Below are 16,041 nucleotides of genomic sequence, written 5' to 3' on the forward strand. Positions count from 1 at the left end.
ATGAGAACCGTCCCCACGCTGCCAAGCTATTCAAATAATGGGCTGACGGCCTTTTTGTGATGAATTCTGTCTATTGCTTCTACAAATAATGGGGCAACTGATAAAGTCTTAATCTTTGATGTAAGCATTTCGTCAGGGAGTTCAATCGTGTTAGTGACAATTAACTCTTTAAGTTCAGATGCTTGTATTTTACTTACAGCTGATCCGGATAGAATGGCATGCGTGCAACATGCATATACCTCTTTAGCTCCTTTTTGCGCCAGAGCATTCGCAGATGTTGTAATGTTAGTACCTGTATCGACCATATCATCTACAATAATACAATTTTTCCCTTCTATATCCCCTACTATATCCATACTCTCCGGCATATCCCGCTCTGAATTTCTTCTATCTATTAAAGCAATCGGTACACCTAGTCTTTCTGCTAATCTTCTAGCTCTTGCTACGGTACCATTATGTGGAGCAACTACAATGACATCCTCGAGGTTTTTATTCTGAAAATATTCTTGAAAAATGGGGATTGCGATTAAATGCTCTACAGGAATGTTAAAAAAACCTTGAATTTGAGGTGCATGAAAGTCCATTGTGACAACTCTTGTTGCACCTGCTTTTTGCAGAAGGTTTGCAACTAGTTTCGCAGTAATAGGCTCTCGGGGACCAGCTATTCGGTCTTGTCGGGCATAGCTGTAATATGGGACCACAACATTAATTGAATCAGCTGCTGCTCTCTTCAATGCATCAATCATGATTAGCAGTTCAATAATATGATCATTAACTGGATGTGAAGTGGATTGAACTACAAATACCTCTTTTCCACGTACGCTTTCTTGTATCTCAAGCTTAATTTCACCATCACTAAAGTGAGTAGCAGAGACTTTTCCAATTTCACAGCCTAAAATCTTGGCTACTTCTTTAGTTAGTGTTTGACTTGAATTTAATGAAAACAATTTAAAATTACTATTAACTTTATATTCCATATTTAATACTCCTCTATCCCTTTGTTTATTATAAAAAACTTATCATTTCAGGTGATTTATATGATGCAAATAATTACGTCATACGTAAAGAAAAAGCCCTGTAGGTAAGGTAGGTTATACACCTTCCCTATCACTACAACGGACAATTCTTATCCCAGATTACACTATTAACCACCTTTACACAATTGCTACCTAAAGAGTGACACCAAGATCTTGCTAAATTCTCACTTAAACGATCTAAGGGGCATTTGTTCATAGTGTTTGACAACTTTTATTATTATAGCTCTCTCCACCGTTACTACGCTAACTTTACGTAGTATTGCTATACCCACTCAAGCACCAAATGTCCAACTACGGTAACGTGAATAAATTTGTTTACACAAATCCTTTAGACATTTATAATTGATTTTAAAAGTTGCATTAAGTAAAAAGTCATGCACGTCTACAATTCATATTAGTTTTTTTCATTAAATTGGGTCACACAACTATAAGTATATTCATATTATTTTATAGACTAATGCCTAAAGACAGCAAAATGTATCATAGCTTTTTTCAACCAAAGCATACTTTATAAAACAGTTTCGCACAAACACAATTCATTCGATTATAACTTGGTACACAATGAGGAGGTGCCCCATTGACCGAAAATTTATTGTTAGCGTTTGGTTTAACGCTAATGGCAGGTCTGGCAACCGGAATAGGAAGTATTTTGGCTTTCTTTACAACAACAACAAACACAAAGTTTCTTTCTCTTTCACTTGGATTTTCAGCTGGTGTCATGATTTATGTTTCATTCATGGAAATTATCGTGAAAGCACAGGATGCGCTAGTTGCTTCGATGGGTGAAGTATTTGGAAATTGGATGACAGTTGGTGGATTTTTTGGAGGAATGTTACTTATTGCATTAATTGATAAGTTTATTCCGAAACAAGGAAACCCCCATGAACTAAAAAAAGTAGAAGATATGAACGATGAGGAGAAAAAAGAAGCAAATAAATCAAATTTATTAAAAATGGGGACGTTCACGGCGTTAGCCATTGCGATTCATAACTTCCCAGAAGGTATTGCAACGTTTACGTCTGCCCTACAGGATCCGTCTTTAGGAATAGCGATAGCGATTGCGATTGCCATTCATAATATCCCAGAAGGTATTGCTGTTTCCGTACCAGTTTATTATGCAACAGGGGATAGAAAAAAAGCATTTAAGTTATCCTTTCTGTCTGGCATATCCGAACCAATAGGTGCGCTTGCAGCTTATTTTATATTAATGCCTTTTTTAAATGACATTATGTTTGGCTTTATCTTTGCAGCAGTAGCAGGTATTATGGTCTTTATATCACTCGATGAATTACTGCCAGCTGCTAAAAAATTTGACGAAGCACATCTTTCAATTTATGGTCTGATTGGCGGAATGGCTGTCATGGCCGTCAGTCTATTATTATTCATTTAAGGAAGCATGGGGACGGTTCTTCCGCTTCCTTCGGTCACCGAAGGAAACAGAAGAACCGTCCCATTTTATATACCTTCTAAAACTATTTAATCAATGCTCTTTTACCTAAAAAGGCCACTATACGTGCACACAGTTCATCCATATGTCAATCTCTCCAACTAATTGCTGACACATTTTTACGGAGCATCCCTTATCTTGAATACAGTACAAAAAAGGGTTGTTAAGCCACCCTATGTGACTCCATCGCCTAATTAAAACTAGTTAACGAAAACAAAGTTTGCTGAGTTCTTTCTGACAACAGATGAACTTTTGCTAGAAGAGTCAACCCATTCTTTTCTGAACTCGATTTTTAATACCAGCGATTAAAATAGTGCGACACTCTATGGTATGTAACTGAAAGATCAGCATAATAGACCTTGCCGGTTGCGGATGTAACAGGTTCTTTTTTAAGGCGCAAAATCGCAAATTACAGTTAAAATAAGGTAGCAAACAGCATGATGATTAGTAAATGAATTGTCATGCTTTTTCGTTTCCCAATAATATCCGTTAAAATACATCTTTGATATAAATTAACTTGTTAATTTTTAAGGAATTTATGAAGTGTTATACTTAAATGTAGTGTAGTGCTTTGATGAATAAAAAAGTATTTATAAAGATGAGAAATCACCTAAAATTTTAAAAATAATAGGTGATTTATGCCCAATTAAAGCACTTAAGGTTTTGTGTTTTTGCTTTTTCTGTTTTTTTATAGAAAAAGTAGTTGACGGTGAAAGTTAATTTATGATATTATTAAAAATTTGATAAAAAATAATATATATGTTAAGGTTAAGAAGGTTACCATATATGGAGGTGGATTATTTGTTTCAAATTGGCGAAAGCATTATTTATCCAATGCACGGAGCAGGTATAATTAAAGCCATAGAAGAAAAGGAAATCTCAGGGAAAAAACAACAGTATTATGTCATAAAAATGCTAATCGGTAATATGCAAGTCATGATTCCTACGGGTAAAATATTGAGTTCAAGTATACGCCCTGTTACTGACATAATCGCATTAAAACACATCATACACATTTTTCAGCATGGAGAATCAGATAGATTACTGCCGTGGAAACAAAGGTATAAAGTGAACACGGACAAAATAAAAACGGGTAAAATACAAGAATGTGCTGAAGTTGTACGTGATTTACTACGTATGAAGAAAGAAAAAGTACTTAATACAAGCGAAAAAAAAATGTTAGATAACGCACATGAATTTTTGATTAGTGAACTGGTATGCATTAAAGGGATTACTGAAAATCAAATAAAAAGTTTCCAATAAGATTAAATTAAGATAACGTATTACATCTCCCGAAAACATCCTGAATTTTTTGGGAATATGTTTATTATTAGAAGTAAATCTTTTCAAAGACATTCAATTTCTCCAACTCACCCTTAGAGCATTAACCTCTTTTGTTATTTCTACAATCTAATCCATTTTTATTATTTATCTCTTTTACGAACGTTCGAAGTTTCATTAAATAACTCGATTAAATAGTCACTTGTTTTTGTAATCCTGATTCACACTGGCACGGACAAGGAGCCGTAAGGATGAAAGAGAGGTAGGGCTTTCATTGTTTTAGGTATACAATTTATTATTTAAGTCATTATTTCTAGAAGAAAAACAATCGATCTCACCTCTATCTCTAAGAATTTTTTACATCTACTGAGACAGTGAATAGTAATTGTTTATCTTCTTTACGTTGTTTATCTTCTTTACGTAAAAGAGAATAACACTAATTGGTAACACCATATGGTCAACTACAAAAATGGTTTCCACATTAGGAAACCATTTTTTATTGACACAACTAAAATAAAAAACAGGCCCTATATAAAGAGCCTGTTTGTATAAACAATTTAAGATTAAGAAGCTTTTTGAACGTTAGCAGCTTGAGCTCCACGAGCACCTTGCTCAACGTCAAACGTTACTTTTTGTCCTTCGTCTAAAGATTTGAAGCCGTCACTTTGGATTGCAGAGAAGTGTACGAATACGTCGTCTCCATTTTCACGTTCGATAAAACCAAAACCTTTTTCTGCATTAAACCATTTAACTGTACCTTGTTCCATTTTAGTTGCCTCCTAGTGCGTTATCACACACTGTATTAATATCCTTGCCCAAAGTATCATCAAGATGAAAAGATGATATTCATACTATCCTTTACACCGAACAAAAATAATTCTTCTCAATCATATCAGGAAGCGGGATAAATAGCAAATTAACGCAATTTAATTAAAACAGTAAAAGTCTGCAAAGCAAAAGAAGAGCATTCATGCAATACAAATAAAGAACTCTTAATGACCATTCAAATTAAGTTATCTTTGTTGAAATATCGGGTAGCTTTAGTTGAACAGGGGCTGTTCCTTATTTAAAAACCAAAACCCTCTTGAACATATAAACATATAGATGCAACAGGAAATTCCAGTTGCATTTTATTATGTTCAAAAACAATACATTGCCGCTAAATTCAACAAATTATTAACAAGCGTTTCAACACATTGATGAACAGGAGGAGAATAATTATTCCCCTTTTGTTAAATGGGTGTATAAGTATGGTGCTAATTACACTAATTCCCAAACCTTGAAATTCAGCAAATTAGGATAAGATAATCGTTCATGTAATTGTTATTATAGAAATATCCTAGGTAACTCTTTTAAGAAAGGGGCTTTACATGAATTATGTTCAACTAATTCAAAACACATTAGACTATATTGATGAAAATATCATTGAAGATATAACTGTAGAAGCTTTAGCAAAACAAGCTGGCTTTTCCACGTATCATTACTATCGAGTTTTCACTAGTATAGTTGGAATGCCAGTAATGGAGTATATCACACGACGTAAGCTTCAATTTGCACTTTACGACCTCCGAAATGGTGAAAAAGTGTTGGATACAGCTTTAAAATATGGGTACGAAACACATGCCGGTTTTACAAAGGCGTTTAAAAAGACGTTTGGATATCCACCAAGCTTTTACCGTATCCATGCTCCTATTGGCATGCCGCAAAGAATAAATCTATTAAATATAACGGAGAATAAGACTGGAGGAATTTTAATGCAGCCGAAAATTATGGAAAGAGAATCATTTAAAATAGTAGGATATGAGTTTAAAACTACATTACGAAATAATGCACATTCAAGAGACATTCCTTCTTTTTGGGACAAATGTAATATTGAAGGAAAAGAAGCGAAGCTATACGAGACGCAACAACCGCCGAGACATGGGGAATACGGAATATGTGTAAATACAAATATGGAAACAGATGAGTTTTCTTATGTGTTAGGGGTTGAGGTGACAGACTTCCAAAACGTTCTAGATGAAATGTATCAATTAGAAGTACCAGCCGCAACTTACGCCGTTTTTACAACCCCACCTGTTAAAGACGAAGAGTTCGTTGCCTCTATACAAGGGACTTGGAAATATATATTAGAGGAATGGTTTCCGGGATCCGGCTATGAAATTGATGACAAGAAGCTAGATTTTGAGTTTTATGATGAACGTTGCCATCCTTGGGAATATGATAAATTTATGATGGAAATTCATGTTCCTATCAAAAAAGTAAAATAAGAACACAATTAATAAAAAATCTCCCAACCTCTACTCAAAAAATAGAGGTTGGGATTTTAAATGAGGCCGAATTCCCTTTTTGGGAGTGTCCCCTTTCATGTATTCACCCTATTGTGGCTGATCACACTAAGCTTTATTATACAGTTATTGCTACAGGATGCCGCAGTACAGTTTTATTATTCTCAGGCTTGCTTTTTCGCGGATCAGACAAATAGATTTCGTGATGCATACCTCCCAATCCTACCTTATCCTTTACACCCTCCTGCTTCATAAAAGCCTCCATCACCTTCATCGTGTCCGGTTCTGTTGCATATGGTCCTTTATGCATCATCTGAACGCACAAGCCTTCTGTGAAGCTATCAAAACGGGCGCGATCAACCGGAACATGAGGCTTTTTCTTGTGCAGTTCTTTCGTAGCTTGTAAAAAAACAGAGTCTGTCACAAAATCAGGCTGACGAATCATCACTGTCCACTTCCAATTGTCTCTTTGCTCAAACGAAAAAACCCCCTCATCAACCCACCACAGTCCTTCAAGCGGTGGCACAACATACTCAAAATATCCCGGGGGCTGAAGCCCTTTCGTTTTACTCATCTTGATAGAATAAGATAAACCATATAAAAGCTCAACTGCCTCTTCAAACGATGGATTGTTATTCGGGTCACCAGTGCCGTCAACCATAATGAAATTCATTGCTGGCACATCAATAAGCATCGGTTTTGCTTTTGGCATGTACAGATCTTTGTACTCTTTTTTAAAATCAAGCTTCTTCTCCATAGTCTCACCCCAAATTTTTCCTACAACCAGAATACCACAATCTTTTCCAACTAATTTTGACAAACTAGTAAACAAAAAAGAACATATATTTGAATAATCCCGCTATTATATATGGAATTTATTACTTTACATGTAAAATAATGATAATACACAAGAGGTATATGTAGAAAAGATCATACAAGACGGGAAGTGTAAAAACATGTACACGAAAACTGAAATACTTAACATCGCAAAGCAACAATTGGCACTTGATTATAATTGTCAGCTTGCAGACTTTGAAAAAGAAGGAAATACAATCACTCTAAATAAGCTACTAGAGGGTAGACGTATCACTGAAAATGATGGTTGCTTCTTAAAAATAATAACGATAGGTAGCAACGCCATAATGAGTGCTAATGAAAAAATAATCCCGTGGCTTGAAACAACGATTGTAAACCGAAATGCAAATTGGTTATTTGACTATGATAATCTCAGAATCATAGATAATAAATTAAGAGAATTTGGTCATGAAATAGATAGGGTGCCTCATTTTTATCTACCTAATCCTGTCACTTGTGAAGTAAATCCTATTACTACAATAAAATGGTTTGAGAAGCAAGAAATACTCCAATTCCGAGGTGATAGAAGGTTTCAGGAAGCTTTTGTGTTTGATGAGAATGCACCAGATGTGCTTGGCGTTGCAGCTTATGATGGTGACACTATAATGGGGATGGCAGGAGCTAGTGAAGACAGTAAAACCTTATATCAAATGGGTATTGACGTATTGCCCGAATATCGTGGGAAAGGTATTGGCGCGAATTTAGTTGCTTTATTAAAGCAGGAACTATTAAAACGCGGAAAAATTGTTTTTTATGGAACCTCACTATCGCACATACTTTCTAAAAATGTTGCTATAAATGCTGGTTTTTTTCCAGCATGGGCAGAATTGTATTCAAGAAAATTGAATAATTAATCTTACTTGGATTTAAAAACGGTGCCTGCTCCTCACTACGTTCATGTAGTCAGGAACAGGCACCGAATCTCATGATTATATTGTTAAAATAGAATACATTGAAATAGAATAACCTCAGCTCTCCTGTCACTATACAATGTTCGGGTTATTTAACACCACTAACAGCAATCTCCATTGCTTGCAGCTTCTTTTTTACATCTGGATGCATGCGGTTCTCTTCCTCTATGATTAGGTCGTCATTCACATCCCCACTAAACAAGTTATGAATATGACTGAGCTGCTTTCTTTGCGCGGCAGTTGGCGGATTGATGATCATCTGATTCAGTAAATCTATTATACTATCTAAATCAACTGCAAGATCTGGGTTTAATTCTTGGCTCGTTTCAAACAACCACTTCGCATGCCACAAATCAGCGGCCAGCGGAGCAAAGACGTCTAATCGTCCCTGTCGCTCCTGAAGCAAACTAACATCAGCATCTAAAGCTGGCATAACGTCAACCGTGAATACCTGCTCTACTAATCTATAAGCATCCTCAAAAAAAGCATAAGAAGCAGGCTGGTTATATTGCTCTAGCATATTATCTTTTTTATAAAAAATCTCGTCCGCGAAGCCCTTATTGCTATCATCGTACATATATTTATGAACAGACTTATTAGCGTGCTGCGTCATTACCATCACAATACCTGGTGAGCCACCCCACTCGGTTGTACTAAATTCAACAGACCCCAACTGAACATAATCATGAAAAAGAGGATAGGTGTCCTCTCCGTCCTCCACAACTAACAACCACATCTGCCCATCGTCCCAAGCAAACACCCCACTTTCCATTTGAAACGCATTCACATACAAGGAAATGATTTCGTCCTCTCCATCACCATCAACATCCGCAGATTCTTGCTTGTATAGTGATTGCGGATATGTTTCTATATTTTCCGCAATAATAATAGGTGATGTTTGATCAGCCAATTCTCTCTGTAATTCTTCGTTCCTTTGAGTCAAGGATTCCAATGATTCTATTTGTTCACGAACTGTATTTTGCAGGGATTCATTTTCTAGTGATAGCTGTTCCACTTGATTTCTTAACTCTTCTACTGCATTATCCTGTTGTTGTGTAGTTTGATTTGTGCATCCAACTATGGTTGACACTATTAGCATAATAGCGATACAAGTAACAATCTTCCTCATGTAAACCTTCTCCTTTCACTCAAAAGTTCTGAATCGTACAAGAAGTTCACCATAATTCTAATGTAAAAAAAAAAACTAATGCAATATAAACTGTTTCACGCTGAAATGTGTCCCCTATCGACCCGCGTAACCTACTAAATAGTTTGTATCTTACCTTTTAGTAATCTACTAAAAAGGATTGTAACTCTAATGAATGCTACCGGAAGAACTACGAACCATGCTAAGCCAAGAACCATCTCTAATTTTTCAAATTTAGTGCAATATCCAACAAAAGCGAGACTTAAGAGCGCGCCATACAATACAAAAAGCTTCTGTAGGACTTTATCTTTAATCGCAAATGCCAGAAAAATAGTACTAAGTCCACTCCAGAACCACCCTAAATAGTTTAGTGCCCACGCCAAAGAATAGCTTGTATTGCCGAATAGCCATAATTCATAGAGTCTACCGCTTCCAGAGTGAATATTAGGATACACGACCGCAAACTGTATGAAATAACCTATTGAAACAACGACAACAAAGGCTTGCGCAAAGAAAATCGATGTTTTCGCTACTATGGATTTCTCTAAGTTATTAGCCTGAATAATGCTATATATCGTAATCACAAACGAAGGCAATAGTATAAAACCTATTACTTCTGGCCATACCTCTATGAAGCTGTAGTTGCTTACATAATGATCAAAGCCCGTCCAAGGATTGGGATTAGCAAACAGAAACAAATAAGAGATATCTAAGGCTATTATACATATGGTAAAAAGAGCGGAAGCATACAGTCCGATATTTAATTCTTTTTCCATCACCCCACCCTATCCCTTCTTGTTTTTAAAAAAATAATTTATATGTATCTATTATTCACTATAATGTAAATTTGCGGATTAAACAAACTGAATTAATGAGCAGCAGATATGACACGATAGATCTGTTTTTTAATAAAAATGCTCAGTTAAAGTTTGTTGTTGATTTTCGCTACATTGCGCTTCTAAAACAGACTCTATCAACCGGAAGATTTGGCTTTTTCTTTTGCAATTTGATCGTAGCTTGAAAAAAATACAGCTTTCGTCACAAAACAAGGCTGACGAATCATCAATGTCCACATCCAATTGTCTCTGTCCTTGAGACCAAGCATTTTCCAAACTATTTCGTACAACAAAATAAGGCCTGCTCCTCGGTAGTTCAGACATAAACATACCGGAATACAGGCACAGTTTTTAATATCAGACTATTAAGGTTATATTATTTAAGCAAATAGGGGACGGTTCTAGTGCTTCCTTCGGTTTCCGAAGGAAGCAACAGAACCGTCCCCATGCTTCTTCCCATGCTTCTTACTAATCCAACTTGTAAAAATCTCAACCTTCTTCTCCATCCTATATTATTCCATATATTTTTCTATTATAAAGAACTAAATAGATTTTTAAATAATTTTTTGAATATTATGGTTTTTAATAAAAACAAAACAAATATAACAAAACATGGGCTCTCTCGCCCATCAATACCAAACCGAAGTGAACAAGTATCTAATGTTTACCGAAATGCACTTGTATTAAAAGTTTGAATAATGGCAAGCTACGCCCGGACTTTCAAACACTTTATAAAGAACACCCTTATCGAACACTTTCATCAAGCGAAAAAGTCCAATGCTTACTAGAAATCGTTCAAATTCTAAACTCTCACTATCCATCCTAACCTAGTATCCTTGTATTTATTTATAGATGTTACCTCGGAAGTTGATTTTTCAGCTCAGCTATTAATTGAATTCATTAACTGGAAGAAGTATTCAGGTTGATGAGTCTTATTTAGGCTATACCATGAATGTAATGTATCTGGTGCAAATACATCTAATTTTTTCAGTACTTCCATCGCAAATTCCAGAGGAGCTATTCCTGATGCAGTAACTAAATTCGCATCAGATACCGCAGATCCCACCTCATAGAACTTTTCTCCTTTATAGTTAGGACATATCATTTTAGTGTATTCTAAGTTATTACTTGTATGCTTTCTAGTATCCAAGTATCCCATATTCGCGAGGGCATCAGTTGCACCACAAATTGCAGCAACAATAGTGCCAAGCTTTAAAGCTTGGCCAATTCTCTCCAAGATAGGTTGATGAATTTCTTCACTCCAAGTAGTTCCTCCTGGTAAAATTAAAAGATCTTTACTCTCAAGAATACATTCATCAAGGGAAATATCTGGTTTTATGCTCAGTCCTCCCATAGTAGTAATCATTTCTTTATTAGCTCCTACTGTAATTATTTTTAAAGGTGGTAAATTATTTTTGAAATATCTTCCTGAATTTAGTTCAGCAATTAAATATCCATATTCCCAGTCCGACATTGTATTAAATACATATAGAAAAACATTTTTTGTTTGCATCCAATAACACTCCAATCACATTTGATATAGCCAAATATAACATAACTTCCCTGACACCTAGCGTCAGGGAAGTTATCAAATTTGATGATATTTTATTAATTCCGACAAAACTTCAATCAGTCTTTTCTTAAGACTTATTGGCTCAATAACTTTAATAGATTTATTGTACGGTAAAAGTAAATAAGGTACATATGTATGTATAATATCATTTTCAAGAAGAAAAACTGCTTGATTTGAAGTCCGTTCTTGTAAATAATGTCCTAAAAACCAGTGTTGACAAATATCATCCAATACACTTTTATCCCCACTAATAACCAAAGAAATAATCCCTTCCTTATCTTCTATAGTTGGAAGAAGATTTTTTATAAAAAAGTCACGTGCTGAAAAATTTTCTGGCCTGTTAAACTTATTTTCGGTTAGCATTAGACTTTCAATTCGATCTACTCTAAAACTACGGATCTCATTCCTAAGATGACAAAATCCAATCACATACCACTTATTATTCCAATAGATAATTCTGTACGGATCGACCAATCTATAATTTAATTGCTTTTCGCCACTTTTAGGGTAAAGAATTTTTACGGCGTACCCGTCAGCTAAGGCCTGCTCCAGCTCCTTCAAAAGAGATTCCATAGAGAGAGAACTTAATCGACTTATTACTTCAAGACTAGTTAAATGTTGGTTTCTCTTTGTTTCCTGCTCTTGATTTGAGTATTTACTTAGTTTTGAAATGGCCCTATTTAGTGCTTCACCTCCATAATATCCGGCTTCTTCTGCAAAAATAGCAGCGTGAAATAGTGAAGTTTGCTCCTCAAAATCAAAAAAGAGAGGAGCCTCAATAAAATTGGTCAATAAAGTGTATCCACCGTTATGTCCTGGTTCTGAAATTATAGGTACGCCACTTGTTGAAATTGTATCAATATAACGATACACAGTCCTTATATTAATTTCTAACTTTTCAGAAATTTGCTTTGCAGTAATTTTTTCGCCTGAACGAAGCATCCATAGAATTGCTAACATATTGTCAATCTTAGGCATATAATTCCACCTCTATATGAAATTTATTGTCTATTATACATTTCCGATTTTTGGTACTACGATTTACATATATTACTTATTCAACACAATTTAAAAAATCCTTCTTATTAAACTAAACTGCTCCAAAAATAGCAAAGCGATCAGCTTTGCTGACCGCATTTTCTTGTTCAATTCTCCGATAGCTTAACAAAGGTGGTCACTCTTTCAGCTCAATTTTCTCTGCTTTTGCATGTGCTGGACTGGTAGTTACAATCTCTCCACCCTCTATCCAAATCTCTACTTCATTTCCTTTATCAAATTGTTTAACATCATCAAAAGTTGGAGCTGTCGCAGCGACAACTCCATGTTCAATAAAAGCCACCCGTTAGTTTAGTAAGCAACTGTAAATTAATCAGTAATCAATATATTAAATCTGCTAAATTTTGAGCCGAGTGAGACTCTATAACACTAAAATATAACTCATCTTCATCAAAAGTAATAATCGTTGCTGTTAAGTCTTCGTTAAACCATATCATATACTCATTTTTCTTGAATTCATCTGTACCTTCTTGTGTTGCTTCCTCACTATTATAAAATAACGTAAGCATAGCATCTTCTTTTCTTTCCATTTTAAAATTTTTATCCATTTTCCATTCTATTTCACTAAATATGTTCTTTACGTTCTCTATTGTTTGTTTATCTTGAACCATTTCCCCCTTATTAAGGGTTCCATCAGATTTCATGGATTGTACAATAACTTTTTCAATTTGCTCTAATTTTGAGTACTTTTGAGATACTTCATTAGTACAACCAATGAGTAAAGAGAAAGTAAACAAACAGCAGAAATATAGTAGTTTCTTATTTGCCATAAACTTCTCCTCCTTACCTATTAACTTTGAGTTTTTTCATCTTTTCCAGCCGTCTAATTATTTTACCATAAAATTACATATACTTTATTAAATATTAATCCTTACATAATAAAAAGGCGTTCTGCTCCTTGCAGAAACGCTACCCGTTAGCTTAACATATTACAAAAGCCCTTACTCCAATGAGTAGGGGCTATTTTATGATTTTTGTTGAAAGCGTAGAAATAAAAGAGATGCCCAGTAAGATAAAAGTGCTATCCCATAGTCAACAAGAAAAACATAAAAGTTATTCATTCCGTTACTTAATTTGAATAAACCAAGTAGCTGTAAAGTGCCTGCAAATAGAAATCCAAAAATTAAACTTGTGATTAATGAGTAGAAATAGTAATTTTTGTTTTGGTTTAAACAATACTGAAATACAAGCATATAAGCAATTGGAATAAACGATGAATTAAGTGCGAAATTAGATAAGAAGGGAACAAGAAAGTGTGGGTAACTCCAATACCCATAGCTATTCATATAAATATCTACATACGCCACCAGAGTATGAAAAGAAAACCCATAAAAACATATTAAAAACACTTTCTTTCGGTCAATTTTAAAATATAAAATTATTAAAGGAATAACCATAAAAGAAAGGTTTACCCACCATTGCCAGGTGTGTAAGGATGAATACTCATGCCAATATTGAGATAAATCTTTAGTGAAATCCAACTTTTGTTCATTTAGTTTTTTTAAGAATTCTGATTTTGACAAGAAATACTTCTCCTTCAAATAATAGTTTGGTGTTAGTATTTGTAATTTGTTCAAGACTATGCATTCAGACTAAAGGGACCAAATGGGGACTGCACATGGAACTCAGGTCCTACTATAGCTTCAAAATCATTTGGCATAAACGATGATGCAATACCTTCAGAAGTCGATACTACATCTCATACTTTTTGTATAGTTGCTTAAAATACTACTGTTTGCCTAATATTTTGTATTGAACAGTACAGGTCAATACGAAAGGCGACCGCCTATTAGTGATCGCCTCAGTTGATTATTTAGCTACAAGTATCTTTGTACTGCGCAATAAAGTATAAAGTCAGATTAGTTGATAATAATCACATTATGGAAGTCGGTATTCTATCGTATCTCTAGGAAATCTCTATTAGCTCCTTATATTCATCAGTGTCTAGAATTTTATTTCATCAACATCAATATTAGCAGATGGTTCCTCATATTTTTCTTTTGAATAAAAATATATGGCATTTCTATTTGATTGCAGTTGACCGATAGGTACTCTATAAAACTGTTGTTCCGCTTTAGCTTTTATTCCTAAGTCTGTGAGAGCTTTATAAACGTGGTAGGGATGAAGTGGTAGGAAATGCAGTACATCATTCCATAAGCAGTCTAATTTAGGTACTTTCTTTTCTAGAAGTTTTGGTCTTTCAGGATGGTCCTTTCCAAAGTAAATAAAATACCACTTAATGCAATCAATCCAATTCCCGTAAAGAAACTTATTTTTCTTCTCACCTTTTCTTCTGTTAATGGTTTAATACCTCTCTTAAACTCTTCTGCACTTAAACGCTATAAGGCTGCCAAATTGACAGCCCATTGTTCAACTCATGCACCCTTTACTTTAAGTGAAATTATGCACAAGGATTGTGATGTTATAATGGGCAATAGTGATTTATAATCTCCAAAAGTCGTTCTGAATTTTCCGTTGATACACTTTCAGATAATCTTGCTCCAGCAATGATTGGAGCCCATTGAAAAATTTCAGATCTTAGAAGTCCACTCTTTTCACAATAAAGTTGCAAGTACACCTCAGCTAATTCTAAAGAAAATTGGGAAAATAAAAGATAGGTCCGATATATATCAGCACGAACATCTCCTGCACTTGAATCAACCCAATCTATAACTAACACTTGATTATCCTTCTTTATTAAATTAAATAAATGAAAGTCACCATGACAGAGCTTGTTCTCGTATGTGAATGATTCTAATTTCTTTAACAAATTTGATTTTTGGTTGTCATCTATTTGATTCAAACTATTAATTTGACGGTATAATTTTTCATTCATTCCTGAAATGACTTATCTTTTAACAGTCATTTTCCAATAATGCAGACATTAATTTTCATGGTATTGAAGGTTACAGAGTTTTTATATTAAACCTCAATAACACCAAATCTTTTTTTATACCAATACCCTAAGAATAATCCAACTACTATTCCAGTTGCATGGGCAGGTCCCCCTATTGAAACTTCAGGATTTTGTATTGTTAGAATTGCATTTACGATAAATAACGCTAAAACCCAATATTTAGATTTAGATTTTAAAATGATATTATTGGGCTTGATCGTTCCATAAACTGCAACTATTCCAAAAGCCGCCGCTGATGCTCCTGCTATTGGACCGTCACTATATCCAATTAGAGGAGCATATGCTAGAATAGCTAAATTTCCAATAAAACCACTAAGAATGTAAGTTAAAAACATCATTTTTTTATTTGTTACCATTTCTAATTGTGTCCCAAACACAAAAATCAGTAAAAGGTTTAATAGAATATGAATATGGATTTCATGAGAAAAAAATACTGTTAATAATGTCCATGGTCTATTCATTATATTGTTCAAATCAGGGTCCAGCAGAAATATATCAATTAAGTCCGAAGAAACATTTAAAGCTATAAATATTAAAATGTTAATAACTATCAGAGTTAGTGTAGCAGGTGTTCTTAAGAAATATTCCTTCAATTTCATTTCTTTTCACTCCCTTTGTGTGATTAAAATTTCAGGTTTGATACTTTTATTAAAGATTAGCTTACTCTAAACCCTCCTAAAAATCGCCCATGATATT

General features: G+C 34.5%; 16 protein-coding genes and 1 pseudogene. 4 read left to right on the plus strand and 13 right to left on the minus strand.

Features of this window, described 5'->3' with window-relative positions:
* Nucleotides 1-26 precede the first annotated feature (26 nt).
* Complete coding sequence (locus EJF36_RS12250; protein ID WP_125906595.1) at nt 27-977, minus strand: ribose-phosphate diphosphokinase; 951 nt, start codon at nt 975-977, stop codon at nt 27-29.
* 637 nt (nt 978-1,614) lie between these two features.
* On the opposite strand from EJF36_RS12250, the gene zupT reads away from it, so the two are divergent.
* Nucleotides 1,615-2,427: a zinc transporter ZupT gene (gene zupT / locus EJF36_RS12255; protein WP_125906596.1), complete on the plus strand. Its 813-nt coding sequence runs from the start codon at nt 1,615-1,617 to the stop codon at nt 2,425-2,427.
* 858 nt (nt 2,428-3,285) lie between these two features.
* Entirely contained in the window at nt 3,286-3,747 is a 462-nt protein-coding gene (locus tag EJF36_RS12260; RefSeq protein WP_185806894.1) for a CarD family transcriptional regulator, read from the plus strand.
* 581 nt (nt 3,748-4,328) lie between these two features.
* Here the strand turns inward: EJF36_RS12260 and cspC are convergent.
* Nucleotides 4,329-4,532: a cold shock protein CspC gene (gene cspC / locus EJF36_RS12265; RefSeq protein ID WP_125906598.1), complete on the minus strand. Its 204-nt coding sequence runs from the start codon at nt 4,530-4,532 to the stop codon at nt 4,329-4,331.
* Nucleotides 4,533-5,135: 603 nt separating this feature from the next.
* On the opposite strand from cspC, the gene EJF36_RS12270 reads away from it, so the two are divergent.
* On the plus strand, nt 5,136-6,032 hold the full coding sequence (locus tag EJF36_RS12270) for an AraC family transcriptional regulator (RefSeq protein ID WP_125906599.1): 897 nt from the start codon (nt 5,136-5,138) through the stop codon (nt 6,030-6,032).
* Between the two features lie 136 nt (nt 6,033-6,168).
* Here the strand turns inward: EJF36_RS12270 and EJF36_RS12275 are convergent, their stop codons facing one another.
* Nucleotides 6,169-6,807, minus strand: coding sequence for a GyrI-like domain-containing protein (locus tag EJF36_RS12275; protein ID WP_125906600.1), 639 nt, complete (start codon nt 6,805-6,807; stop codon nt 6,169-6,171).
* A 199-nt stretch (nt 6,808-7,006) separates the two neighbouring features.
* Here EJF36_RS12275 and EJF36_RS12280 point away from each other — a divergent pair, with 199 nt between their 5' ends.
* Nucleotides 7,007-7,759 carry a GNAT family N-acetyltransferase gene (locus EJF36_RS12280; RefSeq protein WP_125906601.1) on the plus strand — a complete coding sequence of 251 codons (753 nt, stop codon included), beginning with the start codon at nt 7,007-7,009 and terminating at the stop codon, nt 7,757-7,759.
* Nucleotides 7,760-7,904: 145 nt separating this feature from the next.
* Here the strand turns inward: EJF36_RS12280 and EJF36_RS12285 are convergent, their stop codons facing one another.
* The 10 genes and pseudogenes from EJF36_RS12285 to EJF36_RS12320 all read right to left on the minus strand — a co-directional run bounded on the left by EJF36_RS12285 (nt 7,905) and on the right by EJF36_RS12320 (nt 15,944).
* Nucleotides 7,905-8,945 carry a hypothetical protein gene (locus EJF36_RS12285; protein WP_125906602.1) on the minus strand — a complete coding sequence of 347 codons (1,041 nt, stop codon included), beginning with the start codon at nt 8,943-8,945 and terminating at the stop codon, nt 7,905-7,907.
* Nucleotides 8,946-9,079: 134 nt separating this feature from the next.
* On the minus strand, nt 9,080-9,739 hold the full coding sequence (locus tag EJF36_RS12290; RefSeq protein ID WP_125906603.1) for a hypothetical protein: 660 nt from the start codon (nt 9,737-9,739) through the stop codon (nt 9,080-9,082).
* A 940-nt stretch (nt 9,740-10,679) separates the two neighbouring features.
* Nucleotides 10,680-11,312 carry a type 1 glutamine amidotransferase family protein gene (locus EJF36_RS12295; RefSeq protein ID WP_125906604.1) on the minus strand — a complete coding sequence of 211 codons (633 nt, stop codon included), beginning with the start codon at nt 11,310-11,312 and terminating at the stop codon, nt 10,680-10,682.
* A gap of 75 nt (nt 11,313-11,387) precedes the next feature.
* Nucleotides 11,388-12,350: a helix-turn-helix transcriptional regulator gene (locus tag EJF36_RS12300; RefSeq protein WP_125906605.1), complete on the minus strand. Its 963-nt coding sequence runs from the start codon at nt 12,348-12,350 to the stop codon at nt 11,388-11,390.
* A gap of 196 nt (nt 12,351-12,546) precedes the next feature.
* Nucleotides 12,547-12,711 carry a DUF3221 domain-containing protein gene (locus EJF36_RS21535; RefSeq protein ID WP_185806895.1) on the minus strand — a complete coding sequence of 55 codons (165 nt, stop codon included), beginning with the start codon at nt 12,709-12,711 and terminating at the stop codon, nt 12,547-12,549.
* A gap of 37 nt (nt 12,712-12,748) precedes the next feature.
* Nucleotides 12,749-13,198, minus strand: coding sequence for a hypothetical protein (locus tag EJF36_RS12305; protein WP_125906606.1), 450 nt, complete (start codon nt 13,196-13,198; stop codon nt 12,749-12,751).
* 195 nt (nt 13,199-13,393) lie between these two features.
* Nucleotides 13,394-13,951: a hypothetical protein gene (locus tag EJF36_RS12310; RefSeq protein WP_125906607.1), complete on the minus strand. Its 558-nt coding sequence runs from the start codon at nt 13,949-13,951 to the stop codon at nt 13,394-13,396.
* 74 nt (nt 13,952-14,025) lie between these two features.
* Nucleotides 14,026-14,142 (minus strand): annotated as a pseudogene (locus EJF36_RS21875) (SRPBCC family protein); the annotation flags it as partial.
* A gap of 708 nt (nt 14,143-14,850) precedes the next feature.
* Complete coding sequence (locus EJF36_RS12315) at nt 14,851-15,264, minus strand: phosphotransferase family protein (RefSeq protein ID WP_312028265.1); 414 nt, start codon at nt 15,262-15,264, stop codon at nt 14,851-14,853.
* An 86-nt stretch (nt 15,265-15,350) separates the two neighbouring features.
* A complete protein-coding gene (locus tag EJF36_RS12320) occupies nt 15,351-15,944 on the minus strand; it encodes a rhomboid family intramembrane serine protease (RefSeq protein WP_125906608.1) in 594 nt (197 codons plus the stop codon).
* Nucleotides 15,945-16,041 lie beyond the last annotated feature (97 nt).

Source organism: Bacillus sp. HMF5848 (assembly GCF_003944835.1).
Taxonomy (GTDB): domain Bacteria; phylum Bacillota; class Bacilli; order Bacillales; family HMF5848; genus HMF5848.